Below are 23014 nucleotides of genomic sequence, written 5' to 3'. Positions count from 1 at the left end.
ACGTAAAGTATCGTAAGGTGGCTTGTCGCTGACGGGTGAATCGGGGATAATCCGGCCTCCTGCGGTTCGCGCAAGGCGAACCGGATGGGCCGAGATGGCGGAATCGGTAGACGCAGCGGATTCAAAATCCGCCGCCGCAAGGTGTGAGGGTTCGAGTCCCTCTCTCGGCACCACGGGCATTCTGGCCCCGTCTTTACTGGCGGTGGCCGGCCAGATCCAAGCAAACTCAAGCCATCCCACCCGGTCCGTATCGAGCGCCGAGAGCGGCCAGTATACCATGCGTGCGTCGGGCCCGACCGGCCCGACGCCCCTGGCGCTAGGCTGCGGAAAGGTTCCTTGCGACCGTTTTCGTGCGCGCCCCCGCGTCCTTTTCGGGCAAATACCCATTTCAGTTGTGGTGCTATCTTCGGCCTCTCATCTCGCCGGGGTGGCGCTTTGCGCGCATTTGGCATATACCTTTCTTACTGCGCCGGGAGTGTCGGAGAGCCCCGGTCGAGCGATGCCCGGCCGGTGACGGCTGTTCTCTCCTCAAGCTGTGGTTGGACCCGTTATGCGATTGAAATTGCAAAGCCGCCACCTCAGCTTGCGCACCAAGCTGATCTGGCTGTTCGTGGTGATCAAGGTGCTGCCCTTGCTGCTGCTGGCGGTGCTCGCCTGGGAAGGCTTTCGCCTGCTCGGCGACCGCGTGCAGCGCCAGACCGAGCAGTTGACCGGCGACGTCCGCCTGACCGTCGGCGGCATGGCCGAGACGCTCTCCCGCCAGGCGCAGGAAGCGCTCAACGCCCGGGCCCGCGAGGAACTCGAGCGGTTGACCACCGACACTGCGCGTCGGGTGGCCGAATTCCTCTATTCCCGCGACGTCGATATCCAGCAAGCCGCTCGCTTGGCCCCGAGCCCGGCGATGTATTCGCTGTTCATGGCCGGGCGCACGCGTCATTTGGTCGATGGCGGGCGCTGGCAGCTTTCCGCCGACGCCACCCATTGGGTGCCGGAGGAGAAGAACGGCGAGGCCGTGGTGCTGCCGGTGAGGAGTTCCTCGAGCAATACCGAGAACGACAACGCCTTCCACTACCGTCCGCCCGAGCCGGTGCGCCCGAACCTGCCGGCGCCGCTTTACCATGAGATGACCTTCGTCGGCCTCGACGGGTGGGAGAAGATCAAGATCGCCGCCAGCGGCGAACTGCCGCGCGCGTTGCGCGACGTGAGCCGACCGGAGAACACCTGGAGCAAGGCCGAGACCTATTTCGCCGAACTCAAGAAGCTCAAGCCTGGAGAGATTTACGTTTCCGAGGTCATCGGGCCCTACGTCGGTTCGCGGGTGATCGGCCAGTACACGCCGGCTGCGGCGCAGCTTCGGGGCATCGATTTCGCACCCGAGGAGGACGCCTACGCCGGGCGGGAAAATCCCCTCGGCAAGCGTTTTCGCGGTCTGGTGCGCTGGGCGACGCCGGTCGTTGAGAACGGGCGGATCAGCGGGTACGTCACGCTGGCCCTCAACCATGACCACCTCATGGCGATCACCGAGAACCTGCTGCCGACCTCCGAGCGCTACGCGCGGATCGCCGACGCGAGCAGCGGCAACTATGCCTTCATGTGGGATCACAAGGACCGCGCGATCGCCCACCCGCGGCATCATTCGCTCGTCGGCTTCGATCCCGCCACCGGGCGGCGGGTGATGCCGTGGCTGGAGGAGTCGATCTATGAGCGCTGGCAGGCGAGCGGGCAGCCCCTCGAGCGTTTTTTGGAGCAGGTGCAGCCTTTCGAGGCGCAGACGCGGACCAAACGGCCGGCGCCGGCTTTGACTGCGGCCGGGACGGTGGGGCTCGATTGCCGCTACCTCAATTTCGCTCCGCAGTGCGTCGGCTGGCACGACCTGACCCGTAGCGGCGGTTCCGGCTCCTTCCTGATTCTCTGGAGCGGGGTCTGGAAAATCACCACCGCTGCGGCGATCCCGTATTTCACCGGCCAGTACGGGCAGACACCGCGCGGCTTCGGCTTCGTCACCATCGGCGCCAACATCGAGGATTTCCAGCTTCCGGCGGTGCGCATGGGCGAGCAACTCGAGCAGCGGGTCGGTCGCCTGGAGCGCGACATCGAAACGCAGCAGCAGGCCATCCGTGCATCGATCAGTGAATCGGTGCGCAGCCTGGGCATCGATCTGGTCTGGTCGACGCTGATCATGATCGGCGTGGTGATCGGCGTGGCCTTCTGGCTGGCCTGGCTGATCGCGCGCCGGATCGGCGAGCTGATCCTCGGCCTACGCAAGGTCGAGGCCGGCGACTACGCCTATCGTTTCGAGAAACATTCCGAGGACGAGCTCGGCAAGCTGACCGATTCGCTCAACCGCATGGCGCACCACGTCGAAAGTGCCTACGAGGACCTCAAGGACGCCAAGCGCAGTGAAGAAGTGCGCCTTGCGGCGATGGTCGAGCAGCGCACCGAAGAGCTGCGCCACGCCCGTTTCGCGGCCGAAAAGGCCAGCTCGGCCAAGAGCCTGTTCCTTGCCAACATGTCGCACGAAATCCGCACGCCGCTCAACGGCGTGCTCGGCCTGGCACAGATCGGCCTGCGCGAGCGCGGCGTTCAGCCCAAGGCCCGCGAGACGTTCCGGCGCATCGTCGATTCCGGTCGCTTGCTGCTCCGGATCATCAACGACATTCTCGATTTCTCCAAAATCGAGGCCGGCAAGCTGGAGGTCGAGCGCGTGCCCTTCAGCCCCGCCGCGGTGATCGCCGAAGCGTTGCGCGCCATGCGCCCGGAGGCCGACGCCAAATCGTTGTCGCTCGTCAGCGAGGTCGACACGCTGCCGCCGGTCTGCCTCGGCGACCCGGCGCGCTTGCAGCAGATCCTGCTCAACCTGCTTTCCAACGCGGTCAAGTTCACTGCACACGGCGGCATCCGCCTTTCGGTCGCCCGCGATGGCGAGGATCTCGTGTTCCGGGTCATCGATTCGGGCATCGGCATCGACACCGACGACCTGCGCCGGCTGTTCGAACCCTTCGAGCAGGCCGACAGCAGCACCACCCGCAAGTACGGCGGTACGGGCCTCGGACTGACCATCAGCGCCCGTCTGGCGGCGTTGATGGGGGGGCGGCTGACGGCCGAAAGCCGGGTCGGCGAAGGCAGCGTTTTCATCCTGCGCCTGCCTTTGCCGGAAAGCGATGCACCGTTGCCGGAGCCGGCGCACAGCGAAATCGGCCGTGGCGAGCGGCGCCTGCACGGCGTGCGCCTCCTGGTGGCGGAGGACAACGAAGTCAATCGCCTGGTCATCGAAGCCATGCTGCAAGGCGAAGGCGCCGAGGTGGTGATGGCCGACGACGGGGCGCAGGCGGTGCAGACGCTGGCCGACGGACTGCGTGTCGACGCTGTGCTGATGGACGTGCAGATGCCGGAGATGGACGGGCTGGAGGCGACCCGCCGCATCCGCGCCCGGCATCCGCAGTTGCCGGTGATCGGTCAGACCGCGCATGCGCTCAAGGACGAGCACGCGCGCTGCCTGGCGGCGGGAATGGTGGCGACGGTGAATAAGCCGATCGAGATCGAAGCCTTGGTCGAAATGATCCTCAGCCAGCTCGGTCACTTGCCCGCGCCATCGCCCGTGCCTGCGGCGGAGCGTGAAATGACGCCGTCGGCGGACGAAACCGCGTCATCAGAGGGCGAAGCGCCCCTGCCGGTGGTTGATTGGGCTGCGCTGGAGGCCCGTTACAGCGGGCGGCGCGAGTTCATCGAGCGCTTGCTGGCGTTGGCGTTCGAGCAGCACGTCGAAGACGCGGAACGCCTGAAGGCGTTGGCGCGCGAGGCGCGCTACGAGGAGGTCGCGACGCTCGCGCACCGGCTCAAGGGCATGGCTGGCAACCTCTGTGCCCACGAGTTCGAGGTGCAGGCACAGCGTTACCTGCAGGCCGTGCGCGGTGGCGCAGCGCCGTCGGCGGCGATGATCGATGCCCTGATTGCGGCGAGCGAGCGCCTTCTGGGCGAACTCAAGGGCGGGCGTCCCGACGCCTGAGCGGGCGCGCCCGGGACGCCGGGGCAGCCTGACCGTTCAGCTGCGTTCGCGCTTTTTTTTCCGGTACTGCCAGGGTGCTTCGGCGTGGGGATCGGCCCACAGGCCGATGCGCCGCTGGCGCGCCTCGACTTCGGCTTCGGCGTAGGTTTCCCGGTCGGCGGGCAGTTGCTCACGCTGGTAGTCGGCGTAATGCCAGGCCATGCCGCGTTGGACTTGGCGGAGGTTGAGGTCATCGCCGCGGCGGTTGTGCAAGGTGCCGACGATGCGTCCGTAGCGGTCGCGCTTGCGCCATTTGACGGTGACCGTCTGGCCGTAGGCCAGTTCGCTCAGAGAGTGCTTGGCGCGGGTGCCGAAAGCCTGCGCTTTTTCCGGCGCGTCGATGCCGAGCAGGCGGATGGTGTGCGTGGTGTTGGTGTCGTCGAGTACCTTGACCGTGTCGCCATCGGCGACGCCGATGACCTTGCCGTGCAGTGCCTGCGGGGTGCGTTGTGCGGCGTGCAGGGCGGAAGCGAACAACAGGAACAGCGCCGCGGCGAAGGCGGCCGCGGTGGAATTGCGAAGTGTGAGCATGCAGGCGGGCCGTGCCCCGGGCACGGCAAAAAAGCGCCGCAGTCTAGCCGAGATGCAGGCGCTACGAAAGCCGCGGCGGTGCCCAAAAAAGCGGCAGTGCCAAGATTGTCCATCGCGTCAATCGCTTGCCTGGACTGCCCAGGGCTTATCCACAAGCTTGTCCAGCCGGATTGGGGATGCGTTTCGCCTTGCCCGAGGGAATGACGATGGGTTTCTTCCGGGCCGGCGCTGGCGTATCGTGAACGCGGCCGTTCGCGTTTTACCCATTACCACTCCAGGGAGTCATGCCATGGTTGAAAAAGTTTTCAGCGGGCGTGTTTTGGCCCGTCGTTTGGTTCGCGTATCCGTTTTGCTCTCCGCCTTGTGGGGCGGTTTTGCCGGCGCCGACGAGGCGCAGCTCCTGGCAGCGATCGATGCCCGTGCCGAGGCCGTCAAGGCGGTGTCGCAGCAGATTTTCGAGTTCCGCGAGCTGGGGCAGCAGGAATTCAAGAGTTCGCAACTCTTGATGGACGAGCTGCGCAAGCTCGGTTTTTCGGTGCAGGGCGACCTCAAGGTGCCCGAGGACCTCGTCAAGGGCGGCATTGCCAAGACCGCGTTCCGCGCCGAACTCAAGGGCAAAGGGCCCGGGCCGACGGTGACCGTGATGCTCGAGTACGACGCCCTGCCCAACGGGCATACCTGCGGCCACAACCTGATCTCCGGCTCCGGGCTGCTCGCCGCCGCCGGGCTGGCGCAGGTGATGAAGGACTTGCCGGGCCGGCTGGTGGTGATCGGCACCCCCGACGAAGAGCGTGGCTCGCTCGGCGGCGGCAAGATCGCGCTGCTCGAAGGCAAGCATTTCGAGGGCAGCGATGTCGTGCTGATCACCCACCCCGGCGATTCCTGGATGGTGGACAAGCCCTTGCTGGCGATGAAGCGTGCCACTTTCGTCTTCAAGGGCAAGGCCGCGCATGCGGCGGCGGCGCCGGAGATGGGCATCAACGCGCTCGATGCCGCGATTCAGACCTTCAACGGCATCAACGCCTTGCGCCAGCATCTGCGCCAGGATGTACGCATCCACGGCATCATCAAAAAAGGCGGCGAGGTGGTCAACGTGGTGCCGGCGCTGGCCGAAGTCGAGTTTGCCGCACGCGCGCTCGATACCCCGACCATGCTCGATGCCTACGCCAAGCTGCTCAAGAGCGCCGAAGCGGCGGCGCTGGCGAGCGGCGCAACGCTCGAGTACAAGCCGCCCCGGACGGCCCTGCTGGCGCCGGTGCTGGTGCCCGAGTACCTTGATCTGGTGCGTGCCAGCATTGCTCGGGCCGGCGTTGCCGAAAGCGAGATCGCGCGCGAAGGCGCGCCCCTCGGATCGTCCGACCTCGGCAACGTCGGGCACGCCTACCCGACGGTAAACATCATGTTCAAGGTGGCGCCCAGAAGCGTGGCCCTGCACGAAGACGCGATGCTCAAATACACCGTACCCGACGCCGGCTGGGCGGTGAGCGTGCAGGCCGCCAAGGCCGTGGCGCTGTCGGCGCATGCCCTGTTGAGCGACCCGGCGCGGGTGCGTTCGATCAAGACGTCGTTCCAGAAGTTGAAGGCGGGCGAAACCCCTTAAGGCCTCTTTTCGTGGTCATCGCGCGGCGTCGGAACAGGCGTCGCGCCCCACTTTTTGCGTCCTTCCTGTCCGGAACCAAGCTGTCGCAGTGGCGTCCGAACGGCGCGGCCGGGCCTGGGATGGCGTTTGCGGATGGCATTTCGGTGTCGATGCCTGCCTGCATTTTCCTTGAAAAATAAGCGATTGAATGGTGTCGTTCCGAGCGGGAATCAACATATACCAACACAGCAATTGTGGATACGGCGGGGGCGGGGAAGAATAGGCCCGCGGCGCAGATCAAAAGAACAAGAGCGCCTTGCTGTACAGGTACAGAAACTGTTGTTTGATTCCGCTCGTGCATCGGATCAGACCGCCAGGCCGGCCGCTTTCCGACACGGGCTTTGTCCAACGATGAAGCTGCGCGTAAGGGAAATGCATCATGGCCAATTTTGAAATCGTGACGCGCGAGGATTTTTCCGACGTCACGTATCTCCTGGAAGTTCACCACCCGCAGATGGCCAAGGCGGCCAAGCCGGGTCAGTTCGTCATCGTCATGCTGCACGAGCATGGCGAACGCATTCCGCTGACCATCGCCGACTACGACGTCGACAAGGGCACCATCACCCTGGTCATCCAGGCCGTGGGCAAGACCACGCGCGAGATGCAGGAGGCTTGCCAGGTCGGCACCTCGCTCTACGCGCTGGTCGGGCCGATGGGCGTGCCGAGCGAGCTCGGGCATGCCAAAAAGGTGGTCTGCGTCGGCGGCGGCCTCGGTGTCGCCCCGGTCTACCCGCAGGCCCGCGCCTACAAGGACGCCGGTGCTTATGTCATCGGCGTGGTCGGCTTCCGCAACAAGGACCTCGTGTTCTGGGACGACAAGTTCCGCGCCTGCTGCGATGAATTCATCATCTGCACCGACGACGGTTCGGTCGGCATCCAGGGCCGCGTCACTGCCGGTCTGGAACAGGCCATCGCCAAGCATCCCGACATCGGCGAGGTGATCGCCATCGGCCCGATGATCATGATGAAGGGCTGTGCCGAGGTGACCCGCCCGCACAAGATCAAGACCATGGTCAGCCTCAATCCGCTGATGGTCGACGGCACCGGCATGTGCGGCGGCTGCCGCGTCAAGATCGGCGACAAGGTGAAGTTCGCCTGCGTCGACGGGCCGGACTTCGACGGCCACGACGTCGACTTCGACGACATGATGAATCGCCTGCGCCGCTACACCAAGGAAGAACGCCAGGCGATGGAGCACTGGGAAGACGGGCACGACAAGGGCTGCCGGTTGCAGAAGGCGGTCGACAAGAAGGCCGGAAAAGTAAAAACCGTAAAACCCGCCAAGGCGGCTACGGGCGCCTGAACCTTCGACATCCGACGAACCCCATCTTTGACGGCAGAACACCATGGCGAAGAAAAAAACCATCCGCACCATCCCGCAGGAACGTACGCCGATGCCCGAGCAGCCGGCGGCGATCCGGGCCAAGAACTTTGAAGAAGTCGCTTGCGGCTACCACCCGGACGACGCGCTGCGCGAATCCGAGCGTTGCCTGATGTGCCCCGACCAGCCCTGCGTCTCGGGCTGTCCGGTCGGGATCAACATCCCGGGCTTCATCCAGAAGATCAACGAAAAGGATTTCCGCGCGGCGTACGAGATCATCGCCGAGACCAGTCTTTTGCCGGCCATCTGCGGTCGCGTCTGCCCGCAGGAGAACCAGTGCGAAGGGCAGTGTACGGTCGGCGAGTCGCTCGAAGCGGTGGCCATCGGCCGCCTGGAGCGCTTCGTCGGCGACCTGGCGATCCGCGAAGGCTGGGCCACCGTGCCCTATGTCCAGAAGACCGGCTACAAGGTCGCCATCGTCGGCTCCGGTCCGGCGGGCATCGCCTGCGCCGCCGACATGGCCAAGGCCGGCTGCGACGTGACGGTCTATGAGGCCTTCCACCAGGCCGGCGGCGTGCTCAAATACGGCATCCCAGACTTCCGCCTGCCCAACCCGGTGATCGACGCCGAAATCGACAAGCTGCACCAGCTTGGCGTCAAGTTCGAGTGCAACACCTTGGTCGGCCGCTTGTTCACCATCGAGCAGATGATCAGCGAGATGGGCTTTGACGCCGTCTTCGTCGGCGTCGGCGCCGGCTACCCGACGACCCTCGGCATCCCCGGCGACTCGCTCAACGGCGTGCTGTCGGCCAACGAACTGCTGACCCGCTGCAACCTGATGCGCGCGCGCGATTTCCCCAACTTCGACACGCCGCAGCCGATCGGCCGCCGCGTCGCGGTGGTCGGCGCCGGCAACACCGCGATGGACGCCACGCGCGTCTCCCTGCGCCTGGGGGCTGAAAAGGTCTACTGCGTCTATCGCCGTTCGCACAAGGAAGCGCCGGCGCGCGCCGAGGAACTGCATCACGCCGAGGAAGAGGGCGTCGAGTTCCACTGGTTGACTGCCCCGGTTGCCGTGCTCGGCGACGAGGCCGGCAACGTGCGCGCCATGCGTTGTGTGCGCATGGAGCTCGGCGAGCCGGACGAGTCGGGCCGCCGTCGCCCGGTGCCGGTGCCCGGCAGCGAGTTCGACTTCGAGGTCGACATGATCGTCTATGCGATCGGCACCAACGCCAACCCGATCATGGGCCAGACCTGCGGCTTGAAGCTCAACAAGTGGGGCTACATCGCCGCCGACGACAGCCTGGCCACTTCGATCGCCGGCGTCTTCGCGGGTGGTGACATCGTCACCGGCGCGGCGACGGTGATCCAGGCCATGGGCGCTGGCCGCCGCGCCGCCGCGAGCATGAAGGCCTACCTCGGCATCCGCGACGCGTCGCAGCCCTTTGTCAGCGGCGGCGACGCCCCGTTCGGCATTGCCGCCGAGGAGAAGAACTTCGTCCGGGTGCGCACCGCATAAGGCCCCGCGTCCTTCTTCGTGACCCTTTTTCGTGATTATGGATACCCCGATATGAGTGCACAGAAATCCAGTAAGACTGCCGGCAAGGCGCCCGGCAAGGCCGCGGGCGCCTCGTCCGTGCCCGTCATGCAGCTCAAGGAACACATCGTCGAGATCATCAGCGACTCCGGCGAAGGCGCCCAGCGCTGCGGCCAGTCGCTCGGCTCGATCGCCGCGCGCATGGGCAACGGCATCTGGACCACCGAGATCATCCCCGCCGAAATCCGTCCGCCGGCCCGCAGCGTGGCCGGCGCCAGCGGCAACCGCATCCGCATCGGCGCGCAATACATCACCAACGGCGGCGACCAGACCGACCTCGTCGTCGCCTTCAACGAGCAGGTGCTGCTCGGCCGGGTGCGGGCACGTGAACTCAAGCCCAACTGCATCATTCTGCTTGAGAGCATGTGGCGCAAGCACAGCGACGTGAACGTCGCCATGGCCTACGCCGAGACGCACAAGCGCCTCGTCGAGTCGGGCTACACGGTGCGCGAAATTCCGATGGAGCAGGAGTGCCTGAAGCACACCCAGGACGCCAAGAAGGGCAAGAACATGTTCGCCCTCGGCATGCTCTGCTTCCTCTACAGCTTCGACCTGCAGGCCGCGCGCGAGCAGATCGCGCTGACCTTCGGCAAGAAGTCGCAGGCCATCATCGACGCCAACGTCGTGCTCCTCGAAGCCGGTTACGCCTGGGCCACCGAGAACCTCGACTTCCGCTTCGCGATTCCGGCCAAGCCGAGCGCCGACGCGCAGATCGCCACCAACGGCAACACCGCCCTGGCTCTGGGCGTGATGGCTTCGGGCATGGACCTCTGCTCGATGTACCCGATCACCCCGGCGACCTCGGCCTCGCACTACCTCTCCGACGTCTTCGAGAGCGTCGGCGGCCTGGTGCACCAGGCCGAGGACGAAATCGCCGCCTGCGCCTTCGCCATCGGCGCCTCCTACGCCGGCAAGTGCCCGGTGACCATCACCTCCGGCCCCGGCTACTCGCTCAAGCAGGAAGCCATCGGCCTCGCGGTGATGGCCGAGATTCCGCTGGTGGTGGTGAACGTCCAGCGCGGCGGCCCGAGCACCGGCCAGCCGACCAAGGCCGAGCAGGGCGACCTGATGACCACCATCTACGGCAGCCACGGCGACGCGCCGAAGATCGTCATGGCCCCGGCGACGATCGAGGAGTGCTTCTACTCGATGATCACTGCGCGCAAGCTGGCCGAGACCTTCAACACCGTCGTCGTCGTGCTGACCGACGCCACGCTTGCCACCTCGCAGCAGCCGTACAAGCGGCCCGAATTCAACGAAGCCTGGATGGCCCCGCCCATCGATCAGAGCGCGGTGCCGGCCGGCGCCAAGCCCTACGACTGGGACGCCACCACGGGCCTCGCGCGCCGCTTCATCCCCGGCCAGCCGGGCGGCATGCACACCGTCACCGGCCTGGCGCACGACCGCAACAGCCACGTCGCCTACGACCCGGACATCAACCAGGAAGGCTTGCGCGCGCGCAGCCTGAAGATCGCCGCGCTGCAGAAGACGTTGCTACCGCCGGAAGTCGTCGGGCCGGCCGAAGGCGACCTGCTCGTCCTTGGCTGGGGCAGCAGCAAGGGGGCCATCGAGGAAGCCGCCGCGGCGCTGCGCGCCGAGGGCAAGAAGGTCTCCTCCGCGCACCTGCACTACCTGCAGCCGATGCAGCCGGGCATCAAGGAGATCATGCAGCGCTTCAAGAAGGTCATGACCATCGAGACCAACTACAGCGACAACCCGAGCGACGCGATCATCGACGAGAACAACCGCCGTTACGCCGCACTGGCCACGCTCCTGCGTTCGCGCTACCTGGTCGATGTTGACTGCTGGACGGAAGTCCGCGGCCAGCCGATCAAGCCGAGCACCATCCGCCGCGTGCTCCAAGAACAGTTGCAACACTGAGGAATCGACGCCATGAAATTTTCATCCACCGAATGCCTGCTCGATCTGTACGAAGAAAAGAAGCAACTGGAGGACTACCAGAGCGGCGTGCCGCGCTGGTGCACGGGCTGCGGCGACAACGCCATCCTGACCGCCGTGCAGCGCCTGTGCCGTGACGAAGGCCTGCGCCCGGAAAAAACCGTGTTCGTCTCCGGCATCGGCTGTTCGAGCCGCTTTCCGCACTACATGAAGACCTACGGCATCCACAGCATCCACGGGCGCGCGCTGCCGATCGCCGAAGGCATCCGCCTGGCGCGGCCCGACCTCAAGGTGTTCGTGAACACCGGTGACGGCGACTGCTGCAGCATTGGCGCGGCACACTGGATCCACGCCATCCGCTACAACATGAACCTCACGGTCTTCCTGCACGATAACCAGATCTACGGGCTGACCAAGAAGCAGGCCTCGCCGACCTCGCCGATCGGCACCAAGAGCAACACCACGCCGCGCGGCAGCTACCTCGACGGCCTGAACCCGCTGACCGTGACCCTCGGCGTCGCCAACGTCTCCTTCGTCGCCCAGGCGGTGGACTGGATTCCCGAGAGCCTGTACCAGATCGTCAAGGCGGCCTACCACCACAAGGGCCTCTCGTTCGTGCGCATCCTGCAGCGCTGCCCGGAATGGCTGCCGGCGCTGCACGAGCAGGACATGCAGAACCCCGAGCACATCCAGCTCCTGCACCACGAGAACGCGCTGGAAATCAGCCCGACGCTGGCCAAGGTCTACCGCAACCAGTTGCACCATGACCCGCTGGACATCCACCGGGCGCGCGAGATCGCCTCGATTACCGACAAAGTCCCGGTCGGCATCCTCTACCAGAACCCCGCCGTGCCCTGCTACGAGGACACCCGTCAGACCGGCGTCATGCATACCGCGGAGTCGGTGCGCAAGGGCCTGGACTACGAGTTCGACAAGTACTCGGTGTAACCGACTCGCGGACCTGCGCCCAATGATGCACATGGACACCCGCCGCGCCGCGGCGGGCTCATTGATCAACGGCTCGGCGCGCCAGATCAGCGCGCGGGCCATCATGATGGCTGGATAACCATGGAAGCTGACCTTCAATCCTTCGTTGCCTTTTACCTGACGGGCAAAAAGCAGCCGACCCGGCTCGATGACATCGCCGCGCTGAAGCTGCGCCCGGCGCTCTTTTCCACCTACCGCGACCTCACCGCGTTGCGCTACGACTACCCGCTGGTGCTGCTCGAGCAAAAGGGCGGGGCGTTCGCCGAACCGCTCTCGCGCCTCGTCGACCAGATCCTCGCCAAAGTGGCGCAGGGCAGCGACGCCGACCGCGTGCGCAAGCACGTGCTGGCCCTCGAACGCGAAATTCGCGTCCTCGTCGCCGGCGGCGCGAGCGGCCTCTTCTCCGAACTGTGGGACAAGGCGGCCAAGGCACTCGCCAAGAAAGACAAGGCGCTCGCCGAGAGCCTGGCGCGTGCCCGCGCCAATCTGGTCGCCGACGGTGAAGTTCTCGACTGCGATCGCGCCTTGCCGGCGCGTCTGGTCGGCCATGCCTGGGGGCTGACTCAGCTGCGCCGCGCCGAGCGTTTCAACGCCGACCTGAAGCGCCTGATCCTCAAGCTCTCGGACATCATCCGCGCCGACTACGTCAATTCCGACGCCGGCAAGAGCGCCGCCAACCTGCGCGAAGCGCTGGGCGTCGGCGCACTCAACCGCTTCAACCACGAAGCGATGTCCGGCATCCTCAAGAAGGTCAGCGTGCGCGACACGCTCTCCGATCGCCGTCGCGAACGCATCCTCGGCCTCATCGCCGTCCTCCAGGCGCAGAAGTTCTTCCCCGTGCATGGCGCGCCGCAAGGGGCCGTGAGCACGCCGTACTCCTTCGCCTTCGACAGTTGCGCCGCCGCGCTCAAGGCCTTCCACGACCGCCAGCCCAAGCTCGTCGAGCTGGCGCGGGCGCTGGCCGTGGCCGAACTCGAAGCGCGTGGCGAATACAACGAGGCGCGCCACGATCCGCTCTTCGCCGCCTTCGGCGAGAACGGGCTCGACGCCGAAACGTTGGCGCTCTTCCCGGATTACCTGGTGCGCCTCGACGCCGCCGACCTTGCCGGCGCCGAACAGGCCACACTCAACGAAATCCTCGCCGCCGACCTGCCGATCAAGGTGCTGGTGCAGAGCCACGACCTGTTGGAGAAATCCCCGGTCGAGCACGGTCCGCTCGCCTTCTCGCTGCGCAGCCCGCTTCTCGGGCGCATGGCCCTCGGCATGGGCGTCTTCGTCCTCCAGGCTGCTGCCGCCGCGCTGCCGCAGCTGCGCGGCGCGCTGCAACGCGGCCTCGACCACGGCGGCGCCGCGCTCTTCTCGGTGTACTCGGGTGCCGGCACGCACACCGCCAGCTTGCCGGCCTACCTCGTCGGTGCCGCTGCCAGCGAGGCGCGGCTCTTCCCGGCCTTCTGCCACGATCCCTCGGCCGGCAACGACTGGGCCGCGCGCTTTTCGCTCGCCGGCAACGCCCAGCCCGAGGCCGCGTGGCCGGTGCATACGCTGACCTACCAGGACGACGCGCTGCAGACCCAACGCGAGACGCTGGCCTTCACCCTGGCCGACTTCGTCGCCCTCGACGCCCGCTACGGCCGCCACTACGCGCGCATCGGCAAGCTGGCCTGGAACCAGGCCATGGAGCCGGTGGCCGAGACGGTGGCCGGCGAGCGCCGTGCCACGGTCGAAACCGTGCCTTACGTGCTGATGGTCGATGACGGCAACGTGCTGCAGCGCGTGCTGGTCGACGAAAAGCTGGTGCGCGAAGCGCGGCGCTGCCAGACGCAATGGCGCAGCCTGCAGGAACTGGCCGGCATCCACAACTCGCACGCCGAGCGGGCGCTCGCCGTCGCGCGCGCCGAGTGGGAGGCCAAAGAAGCCCAGCGCGCCGCCGAGTGCGCCGCCGTTACGGCTCCGACCCCGGCGGCGGTTGCCGTGACGGAAGCCCCCGCAGTGGCCGCCGCGCCCGTGGTTGAAACCGAACCCGAACGCTCGGCCGACGAGGCCTACATCGAGACGCCGCGTTGCGCCACCTGCAACGAGTGCATCCAGATCAACGGCAAGATGTTCGCCTACGACGGTAACCAGCAGGCCTCCATCGTCGACATCAACGCCGGCACCTACGCCCAACTCGTCGAAGCGGCGGAAAACTGCCAGGTCGCGATCATCCACCCCGGCAAGCCGCGCAATCCCAACGAACCGGGCCTCGAAGACCTGATCAAGCGTGCCGAAGCTTTCCTCTAGGCCGTACTGGCCGGCTCGCCCGGCCCGCATCGCTCACGGCCGACCTCGCGTCGGCCGTTTTCTTTGCCGCCTAAAAAATGAGCGCAGGGAGAAAATCCCTTGTGCGCCAAGCCATTGGCACGCTTACTCAGCGCTTGTCCACAAGCTTGCCCACGCGGGCTGGGGATGGTGATGCCCGGGATGGCGCACCATTGTTTGATCCTGGCGGCGCAGGCCTGCGAGCGCCTGTGGGTGCGGGTTGCAGAGGAGAGGCGCGGGCGTGTCTTTCTCTGCCTGCTGGTGCGTTGTCTTCGTCGTGCCGCTGTGTTAAAAACGATGACGACATCGTCATTCGCGTTGGGTGTTTTGGGCGTGCTTATGACCTGCGGCGTCAAAGAACCTCGGTGCTTCGCACCGCGCCGTTTTTTCGTGCCTCCGTGGCCTGGATTTGGCTTTGAGGCTATCGTCGGCTCGGTGAGCGGACTCCATTTTCAAAGGATTTTCATGCGGACCGGCAAAGCAAAACGAGCCCATTTCTACTTGTGTTCCGGGCTTGCGCTTCCTCTTTTTCTTGCTGGCGCACAGGCGCACGCTCAGGACAAAGCGAGTGCCGACGAGTTGGCGAAGCAGCTCTCCAATCCGGTGGCCGCGCTGATCAGCGTTCCCTTCCAGTTCAACTACGACGACGGTTTCGCGAACAACGGCCAGCGGACGACATTGAACATCCAGCCGGTGATTCCGATGAGCATCAGCGAGGACTGGAACCTCATCTCGCGCACGATTTTGCCGGTGACCACGCAGAACAATGTGGTCGGAGACGAGCGCCAGAGCGGTCTTGGCGATACCGTCCAGAGCTTCTTTTTCTCGCCCAAGGCCCCCACCGCAAGCGGCTGGATCTGGGGCGTCGGCCCGGTGTTGTTGCTGCCCACGGCGAGCAAGAAAGAACTGGGGAGCGAGAAATGGGGCCTCGGCCCGACGGCGGTCGCCCTCAAGCAGACCAGCGACGGCTGGACCTACGGTATGCTGGGGAATCATCTGTGGTCCGTCGCGGGCGACGACGACCGCAGTGACGTCAGCGCGACCTTCCTGCAACCCTTCATCGCCAAGAGCATCGGCCAGGGGCGCACGATTGCCGTCAACCTCGAAAGCACCTACGACTGGAAGCGCGAGCAATGGACCGTGCCGATGAACGTCCAGTACTCCAAGGTCATGAAATGGGGCGAGCAGATGCTCAGCCTGCAGGGCGGGCTGCGCTATTACATCGAGCGCCCCGAGGGCGGGCCGAACTGGGGGCTGCGCTTCAATGTGACCTTTCTGTTCCCCAAGTAGACCGTTGCGCGTTGGAAGGCTGCGGCCGGCGCCGACCAGTTCATCCGGGTAAACCACGTTTTTGGAGGTCGTCATGCACCCATCCCAAGCTTTTTCGCCCCGCGGCGCTGCCCTCGTGTGTTCGCTGTCGCTGTCGCTGCTGCTGCTCTCCGCGTGCGCTACGGCGCCGGTGCCGCCCAGCTCGGCGGCGGCCGTGCCCGAGGTGCAGAAGGGCTCGGGCTACCTGATCGGCTATCTGGCGCCCGAGGCGTTGCCGCGCAGCGAGGCCTTCCTGCCCGAGGCGCCCAAGGGGGTTGCGCCCGGGTCGAGCGACGATCTTGCCGCGCGGGCGGCGTTTTCCGGGCGCGGGCAGGCGCGCTGGACTCAGGCGCGGGCCGACGCCGAACTCAAGTTCCCCGCCGCCGCGCGCGCGTTTGCCTGTGCGCTCGGCTTCGAGCCCAGCGAGGCCGAGACGCCGCACCTCGTCATGCTCCTGCGTCGGACGATGGCCGATGCCGGGCTCTCGACGTCCACGGCCAAAAAGCGTTACAGCCGGGAACGCCCGTTCATGCTGATGCGCGAGTCATCCTGCACGCCGGAGGAGGAGGCTCACCTCTCGCACGACGGTTCGTATCCGTCGGGGCATTCGGCGATCGGCTGGGCGTGGGCGCTCGTTTTGTCCGAAGCGGCGCCCATGCGGCGTGAGGCGGTCTTGCGCCGCGGCGTGGCCTTCGGTCAAAGCCGGGTGGCGTGCGGCGTCCATTGGCAGTCGGACGTGGATGCCGGGCGTGTCGTCGGCTCGGCGGCGGTGTCGGCTCTGCGCGGCAACGCCGTCTTCGAGGCGCAGATGGCGCAGGCGCAAAAGGAAGTTGCGGCGCGCCTGGCTGTCTCGCCAGCGCAGCCCGCGCATTGCGCTGCGGAAGCCGCTGCGTTGAAGAATTTCTGAGCGCGCGCAGGGGCATTGACCTTCGGCGGACCTCCGTCGGCCAGGATTCAAGACCGCCGCCCGGGGCGCGTAGCGCGCCTCGGGCGGTGCTGTTTCTGGCTTCGCCGATGAGGCAGAATGCAGTTTTCAACCGGCAGGGAGCAGGCAGGGCATGGCGCAGATGGATTCTTCGAGGTTGGACCGCGTGGTCGCCGAGGCACGCGCGGCGGCGGACGAGCGGGCCAAGGGTTACCGCGAGCGGGCGCTGAAGATTTACCCGTGGATTTGCGGACGTTGTGCGCGCGAGTTCACCCACACCAACCTGCGCGAACTGACGGTGCATCACCGCGACCACAACCACAACAACAATCCGCCCGACGGCAGCAACTGGGAGCTCCTGTGCCTCTACTGCCACGACAACGAGCACCAGAAGCAGCTCGAGCTGGAAGCCGGCGGCGGCAGTTCAGGCAAGCAGAGCGCGGCGGCGACGCATTCTCCGTTTGCTAACCTCCAGGCGCTGCTGGCCGGCGGTAAAAAGAAGGATTAGCGCCGCGCCTCGTTGCGATGACGTAGGCATTCCGTTGTGCGTGCCGCCGACGTTCCGTCACGGCCGGTCCTGTACCGGCCGTTTTCATTGGTGCTCAAAATTTGAGCGCCGCCAAAAACGCCTTTTGCGCCAAGGTGCTGGCGCGTTTACCCAGCGCTTGTCCACAAGCTTGCCCACGCTGATTGGGGATTGCCGCGTTCGGCGATGCTCTGGAAGGCGCATGGACATTAGCCTGCAGCCCGGCAGCAGGGCGCATTGAGCGGCGTTTTGCGGGAGCGGGTGCCGATTCTGCCGTGATGCTCAAAATTTGAGCGTTGGCAAAAATGTCTTTTGCGACAATGCGCTGGCGGTTTTCTCCAGCGCTTGTCCACAGCCTTGCCCACGCGGATTGGGGATTGGGGATTCCACGTCGAGCGTGGGCGCGGTTGCGCCGGCGTCGCTGACTCAGAGCCGGTAGGCGCCGACGATCTGCTGCACTTCGGCAGCCAGGGTGTCGAGGTCCTTGGCGATCTGGGCGCTGTTGCCAGCGGCGGCGCTGCTTTCTTCGGACATCTGCGCGATGCGCTCGACCTGTTGGGCGATGCTGGTCATCGCCGAGGCCTGCTCGTGAATGGCGGAGGTGATTTCGTTGACCATCTCGAGGGATTACCTGCTCCCTGTGCCGATCTTGCGAATCGCGTCGCTGGCTTCGCGCGCGGATTCGACGCCGCGTTTGACTTCGGAGACGACACTCTCCATTCCGGAGGTGGCGGCGCAGGCCGTGCTCCGCATGGTCTCGATGGTGGATGCGATTTCCTGGGTCGAGGTGGCGGTGCGCTCGGCGAGCTTGCGCACTTCGTCGGCCACCACCGCGAAGCCTCGGCCCTGTTCGCCCGCACGCGCGGCTTCGATGGCTGCGTTGAGCGCCAGCAAGTTGGTCTGGTCGGCGACTTCCTTGATCACCGCCACGACATTGGCGATTTCCTGACTATGACGTTCGAGATTCCGGATGCTTTCGGCGGCGGAGTTGACTGTGCTCGCAATGAGGTTGATGTCATCGACCGTGCGTCCAATGATGGCTTCGCCCGATTGGGCGAGTTTCTCGGATTCGCTTGAGAGCCTGTCCGCTTCTTGCGCACGGTCGCCGACGTGGTTGATGCTCACCGTCAATTCCTCGACCGTCGCCGCCATGTGCGAGGCGGCTTCGCTCTGCTGGTGCGCGGCGGTCGCCACCTGGCCGGAGGTGGTGGACATTGCAGTGGCCGAGTGCGCTACGGTCAAGGCGCGGGTTTGGATATTCTGAAGATTGTCCTGCATCCGATTGATCAGTCGATTGAGCGTCTGTGCTGTAACACCAATTTCGTCCTGGCGCTGGATCGGAATGCGCAAGGTGAAGTCGAGGTCGTGCTCGGTCCGACTGACATTTTCTTGAATTTGAATAAGTGATTTCTTGATTCCTGCGAGCATGAAATAACCCATCATCCCAATTCCGAGCGTGGCTACGCCGATGGTGATGAGTGCGATCGTGATGGCGCGCTCGACCGCGGTGGTCGCTTCGGCAGCATATATTTCTGCATTGCTGTCGTTGAACACAATGTGCTTGTTGAGTGTTTCTTCGGCGCGCAGAGCGATCGGGCGCATCTCCTTCATCAGAATCGCAAGAGCGGCGCTGGTTTCGTTTTTGCGCGATAAAGGCAAAACGCGTGTGTGCAAAACTTCTATATATTGATTTGTCGTCTGCAGGTCGGCGGCGAGAAGCGCCTTGTCATGGTTGTTTGTTATGACATTTTCATAGCTTGAGAAAATCGTACGCAAATCGTTCTCGGTCTGTTGGATCATGTGCTCGATGTCACGCATGTTCGCCGAATCGGTGCTGGCGACATGCGCGAAGCTATTGACCCGAAGTCGTTGAAATGAGCTGCGAGCGTCGCCGATGAGCTTGATGCTCATGAGAGAGTCTTGATGCATCAATTTGAGGCTGGCATTGGCATCACGCGCGGCTTTAAGTCCGACAAAGCCAACGGTGAGGAGCGCGGTCAGGGCGCAGGCGATGAGAAGGTGAAGACGTTTTGCGATTGAAAGGTGTTGCATTGATGTGTTTTTCAGGGTCAAAAGAGCGCGAAAGTATACTTGTATACAAGGCAATTTCTCGTCTTTTTGATCCTTGTTTGTGAAATCATTCTTCGTTTTTTGTTTTCATTAAGAAATATTATTGTTTTATTCGGGCGATCTGTTTCAGGTTAAAGTGGACTGATCGGTAGTCGCTGCTGTGCGGCGGTGGGCATGCCCGCGACGGATGAAGCGGTCGGCGTAGAGAAAACCTTGCACGAGGTCGAAGCCCATCTGCCGCGCCAGGACGAGGTGGGCCTCGGTTTCCACGCCTTCGAGGACGGTGGTGAGGCCGAGGTCTTCGGCCTGCGAGAGCGCCCAGGTGAGGATGGTGCGCTGGCGGGCGTTGAGTTCGCGCGCCAGCCAGGCGCGGTCGAACTTGACGAAGCTGGCGTTCATCAGCGAGGCGTAGGAGATCAGGCCGCGCGAGGAGGAGAGGTCGTCGATGGCGATGCGCAGCTTGGCGGCTTCGAGCGCCTCGACCATCTGCGCCGAGCGGTGCACGTCTTGCAGGTGCAGGTTTTCAATCAGCTCGATGACCAGCCGGCTGCGCTGCTCGGCAAAGAGCGGCAGGAAGAGGTTGCCACCGTCTTCGGTGGCGCCGGCAGCAAAGCTATCGGGGTCAAGGTTGACGAAGAGCAGTCCGTTGGGCGGCGCCTCGGCAAGCTGCAGGCGTTTCATTTCGAGCTCGGCGTGCAAAAGGAGCAGCGGGTTGTCGTGCAGGGCTTCGAAGACGCAGTCGGGCGCGATCGGGGTGTTCTGCGCGTCGAAGAAGCGGGCCAGCGCTTCGTAGCAGACGATTTCCCCGCTGGCGGTGCTGATGAAGGGTTGGTATTCGACGCCGAAACGGCGGCTGATCAGGCATTCGAGAATGACGTGGGGATGAACGGCGGCGGGCATGGCGACAGGGTGCAGAGGCTGTGGAAGTGACCCGCCATTCTATTGAAGATGACAACAATTCTCAATTGCAGGGTTTGTTTTTGGCCTGGCCGTGTTCCGGCAGTGTGGGAGTGGGGCGTGCCTCATCCACGGCGGCGTTCAAGACGCCCACGCAATGCGGAGGGGCGCTAAAGCGTTGCGCGAGTGCGCGTCGGCGGCGCGGGCCGCGTACTTTCGAAGCGTTTTGTGGCGCGGCCCGGCGGCGGTTTTAATCGAGCAGCTGCTGCGCGATCCAGGCGCCGAGGTCGCGCAGTAGTTCGCGGTCGACCGCGTGCGGCAGGTTGCGGTAGAGCCGCCAGTCCGCGAGGTGGCCGGCTTCGGCCAACTGGTCGTAGGCCGCGCGGCCGAGTTGGGGCGGGACGACGTCGTCCTGCGCGCCGTGGGCGATGAAGAGCGGCAGGTTGGCGTTGGCGGCGGTGAATTCCGACGCCAGGCGTTCGGGGATGGGGAGGTAGGTCGACAGCGCGATCAGGCCACCCAGCGGTTCGGAGTGGGTGAGCGCGGTGGCGTAGGCGAGCGCGCCGCCTTGCGAGAAACCGGCGATCAAGATGCGTCGGGCGGGGATGCCGCGTGCCTGCTCGCGCGCGATCAGCGCGCGCAGGGCAGCGCGGTTCTCGAACAGGCCGTCGGCATCGAGGCGCCGGCCGCTGGCGTCGAGGGCGAGGATGTCGTACCAGGCGCGCATCCGGTAGCCGCCGTTGCAGGTCACTGGAATGACTGGAGCATGCGGGAAGACGAAGCGCAGCGCGGCGGAGGCGGGCAGGCCGAGTTCGGGAACGGCGTCAATGAAGTCGCTGCCGTGCGCGCCGAGGCCGTGCAGCCAGATGACGGTGGCGTCGGGGTCGGGGCGGGTTTCGAGTTCGAGGGCGTCGAGCTGGATGGCGTCGGTCATGGTGAGGCGGGCGTGAAGGGCGCAGGCTGTGATCTTGTCGGGCTTCGAGGACGTCGTCGGCGCGCTGCCTAAAAAGTACGCAGCCCTGAAATTTCCTTGTCCGCCAAGGGGCTGGCGGCCTTGTCCAGCGCTTGTCCACAGCCTTGCCCACGCCGATTGGGGATTGTGAATGAAGGGTGCCCTGGAGGCCGCATGGGGATCGGCGTGCGGCAGGGCAGGTGCTGGAAGGCGCATCTGGATGCGCCTTCCGGGGCAGGACGAAAACGGATGTCCTGCCCGCGGACGTCCCGCCCGTGGGCGTTTAGGTCAGGGCCTTGCCCAGCTCGGTCGATACCGGGCGGGCGCCGTGCAGGGCGGGGCTGGTGTCGCGGTCGGTGTCGAGGTCGATCTCCTCGTACTTGAGCAGGCGGGTGCCGTTCTTCCAGCGGTAGCCGAGCCAGATCGCGAGGAACAGCGGGATGCCGATGTAGGTGGCGGCAATGCTGGTCCAGTCGAGCGTGTCGGCCATGAAGGACTGGTAGTTCTGCCCGAGCGCGATCACGAGGCAGAGGCCGAAGGCGAGCAGCGGCCCGAAGGGGAAGAACAGCGCGCGGTAGGGCAGCGCGGCGAGGTCGCGGCCTTGCGCCACGTAGGCCTTACGGAAGCGGTAGTGGCAGATGGCGATGCCCAGCCAGGCGATGAAGCCGGTCATGCCCGAGGTGTTGAGCAGCCAGAGGTAGACCGTCTTGTCGCCGAAGATCGAGGTGAAGAAGCACAGCGCGCCGACCAGGGTGGTGGCGTAGAGCGCGTTGAGCGGAACGCCGTTGGCGGTGAGCTTGGCGAACATCTTGGGCGCCTTGCCGGAGACGGCGAGGGCGTAGAGCATGCGCGTCGAGGCGTACATGCCGGAGGTGCCGGCCGAGAGCACCGAGGTGAGGATGACGGCGTTCATCACGCTGGCGGCAAAAGCGATGCCGGCGTTCTTGAAGATGAGGGTGAAGGGGCTGACGCCGATGTCGGTGACTTCGCTCTTGAGCAGGTTCGGGTCGGTGTAGGGGATCAGCAGGCCGATCACCAGAATGGCCAGCACATAGAACAGCAGGATGCGCCAGAACACCTGTTTGACGGCCTTGGGGATGTTCTGCGCCGGGTTCTCCGATTCACCGGCGGCGATGCCGATCAGCTCGGTGCCCTGGAAGGAGAAGCCGGCGATCATGGCCACGCCGATGACGGCCGCGAGGCCGCCGACGAAGGGGCCGTCGCCTGAGGTGAAGTTGTCGAGGCCGACGGGCGTCTGGCCGTTCATCACGCCGAAGATCATGGTCAGGCCGGTGATGATGAAGATGATGACCGTGATCACCTTGATCAGCGCGAACCAGTATTCGCTCTCGCCGAAGCCGCGCACCGAGATCGCGTTGAGGGCAAACATCAGGAAGAGGAAGAGGCCGCTCCAGAGGACGCCGGGCACCTCGGGAAACCAGTACTGCATGACGAGGTTGGCCGCGACGAGTTCGACGGCGATGGTCACCGCCCAGTTGTACCAGTAGTTCCAGCCGATGGCGAAGCCGAAGGCCGGGTCGACGAAGCGCGCGGCGTAGGTCGAGAACGAGCCGGCGACGGGCATGTAGGCGGCCATTTCGCCCAGGCTGGTCATCAGGAAGTAAACCATCAGGCCGATCAGCGCGTAAGCGGCGAGCGCACCGCCCGGGCCCGCCTGTGCGATCGAAGTGCCGGAGGCCACGAAGAGGCCGGTGCCGATCGAGCCGCCGATGGCGATCATTGTCAGGTGGCGGGTCTTGAGTTTGCGCCGCAGGTGGTCGGCGGCGGTTTGCGGGTGGTGGGCTTCGTCCATGATTGAAAGGGGAAAGGTTGGGATGCGGAATGAGGGGCGGCTGAGCGCGCTGGGGCGCAATTATAAAGCCTGCCCTCCAAGCACGGGCGGATTGAGCGCTTGGGCCGTGATCCGGCGCGCTGTGGGTGTTGGGTTAACGCTGCGGAGGGGTTTGCCTAAAAAATGGGCGCCGAGAAAAAGTCCTTGTTCGCCAAGGCGATGGAGCG

The 23014-nt window shown here is 65.1% G+C and carries 16 protein-coding genes and 1 tRNA gene; 11 read left to right on the top strand and 6 right to left on the bottom strand.

From position 1 onward, the window contains the following. Positions 1 to 88: 88 nt before the first annotated feature. A tRNA-Leu gene (locus QMB55_RS03750) sits at positions 89 to 173 on the top strand. 377 nt (positions 174 to 550) lie between these two features. Then, the gene (locus QMB55_RS03745) at positions 551 to 4006 is read left to right on the top strand and encodes an ATP-binding protein (RefSeq protein ID WP_497587324.1); all 3456 of its coding nucleotides are present in this window, start codon (positions 551 to 553) and stop codon (positions 4004 to 4006) included. A gap of 36 nt (positions 4007 to 4042) precedes the next feature. On the opposite strand, the gene QMB55_RS03740 is transcribed toward QMB55_RS03745, so the two are convergent. Beyond that, positions 4043 to 4576 (bottom strand): thermonuclease family protein, encoded by a 534-nt coding sequence (locus QMB55_RS03740; protein ID WP_497587323.1) that lies wholly within the window; start codon positions 4574 to 4576, stop codon positions 4043 to 4045. 289 nt (positions 4577 to 4865) lie between these two features. On the opposite strand from QMB55_RS03740, the gene QMB55_RS03735 reads away from it, so the two are divergent. From QMB55_RS03735 to QMB55_RS03695, 9 genes are all read left to right on the top strand, one after another. Beyond that, entirely contained in the window at positions 4866 to 6176 is a 1311-nt protein-coding gene (locus QMB55_RS03735; protein ID WP_497587322.1) for an amidohydrolase, read from the top strand. A gap of 418 nt (positions 6177 to 6594) precedes the next feature. Then, positions 6595 to 7518, top strand: coding sequence for a sulfide/dihydroorotate dehydrogenase-like FAD/NAD-binding protein (locus tag QMB55_RS03730; protein ID WP_497587321.1), 924 nt, complete (start codon positions 6595 to 6597; stop codon positions 7516 to 7518). 43 nt (positions 7519 to 7561) lie between these two features. Further along, positions 7562 to 9055 carry an NADPH-dependent glutamate synthase gene (gene gltA / locus QMB55_RS03725; protein WP_497587320.1) on the top strand — a complete coding sequence of 498 codons (1494 nt, stop codon included), beginning with the start codon at positions 7562 to 7564 and terminating at the stop codon, positions 9053 to 9055. Positions 9056 to 9106: 51 nt separating this feature from the next. Continuing rightward, positions 9107 to 11014: a 2-oxoacid:acceptor oxidoreductase subunit alpha gene (locus QMB55_RS03720; protein WP_497587319.1), complete on the top strand. Its 1908-nt coding sequence runs from the start codon at positions 9107 to 9109 to the stop codon at positions 11012 to 11014. A 12-nt stretch (positions 11015 to 11026) separates the two neighbouring features. Next, positions 11027 to 11980 carry a thiamine pyrophosphate-dependent enzyme gene (locus QMB55_RS03715; RefSeq protein ID WP_497587318.1) on the top strand — a complete coding sequence of 318 codons (954 nt, stop codon included), beginning with the start codon at positions 11027 to 11029 and terminating at the stop codon, positions 11978 to 11980. Positions 11981 to 12100: 120 nt separating this feature from the next. Further along, on the top strand, positions 12101 to 14299 hold the full coding sequence (locus tag QMB55_RS03710; protein ID WP_497587317.1) for a ferredoxin: 2199 nt from the start codon (positions 12101 to 12103) through the stop codon (positions 14297 to 14299). Between the two features lie 171 nt (positions 14300 to 14470). After that, positions 14471 to 15607, top strand: a complete 1137-nt coding sequence (locus tag QMB55_RS03705; RefSeq protein ID WP_497587316.1) for a hypothetical protein — start codon at positions 14471 to 14473, stop codon at positions 15605 to 15607. A gap of 73 nt (positions 15608 to 15680) precedes the next feature. Continuing rightward, complete coding sequence (locus QMB55_RS03700) at positions 15681 to 16532, top strand: acid phosphatase (protein WP_497587315.1); 852 nt, start codon at positions 15681 to 15683, stop codon at positions 16530 to 16532. Positions 16533 to 16683: 151 nt separating this feature from the next. Beyond that, the gene (locus QMB55_RS03695; protein WP_497587314.1) at positions 16684 to 17058 is read left to right on the top strand and encodes a YajD family HNH nuclease; all 375 of its coding nucleotides are present in this window, start codon (positions 16684 to 16686) and stop codon (positions 17056 to 17058) included. Between the two features lie 444 nt (positions 17059 to 17502). On the opposite strand, the gene QMB55_RS03690 is transcribed toward QMB55_RS03695, so the two are convergent. The 5 genes from QMB55_RS03690 to QMB55_RS03670 all read right to left on the bottom strand — a co-directional run bounded on the left by QMB55_RS03690 (position 17503) and on the right by QMB55_RS03670 (position 22808). Continuing rightward, positions 17503 to 17694 carry a hypothetical protein gene (locus tag QMB55_RS03690; protein WP_497587313.1) on the bottom strand — a complete coding sequence of 64 codons (192 nt, stop codon included), beginning with the start codon at positions 17692 to 17694 and terminating at the stop codon, positions 17503 to 17505. Positions 17695 to 17703: 9 nt separating this feature from the next. Next, complete coding sequence (locus QMB55_RS03685) at positions 17704 to 19128, bottom strand: methyl-accepting chemotaxis protein (protein ID WP_497587312.1); 1425 nt, start codon at positions 19126 to 19128, stop codon at positions 17704 to 17706. A 144-nt stretch (positions 19129 to 19272) separates the two neighbouring features. Further along, positions 19273 to 20046 carry an EAL domain-containing protein gene (locus tag QMB55_RS03680; RefSeq protein WP_497587311.1) on the bottom strand — a complete coding sequence of 258 codons (774 nt, stop codon included), beginning with the start codon at positions 20044 to 20046 and terminating at the stop codon, positions 19273 to 19275. Between the two features lie 247 nt (positions 20047 to 20293). Beyond that, positions 20294 to 20977 carry an alpha/beta hydrolase gene (locus QMB55_RS03675; RefSeq protein WP_497587310.1) on the bottom strand — a complete coding sequence of 228 codons (684 nt, stop codon included), beginning with the start codon at positions 20975 to 20977 and terminating at the stop codon, positions 20294 to 20296. 301 nt (positions 20978 to 21278) lie between these two features. Continuing rightward, positions 21279 to 22808: an amino acid permease gene (locus tag QMB55_RS03670; protein WP_497587309.1), complete on the bottom strand. Its 1530-nt coding sequence runs from the start codon at positions 22806 to 22808 to the stop codon at positions 21279 to 21281. Positions 22809 to 23014 lie beyond the last annotated feature (206 nt).

Source organism: Propionivibrio sp. (assembly GCF_041441355.1).
GTDB lineage: Bacteria > Pseudomonadota > Gammaproteobacteria > Burkholderiales > Rhodocyclaceae > Propionivibrio.
This window is presented reverse-complemented; position numbering and strand designations above follow the sequence as displayed.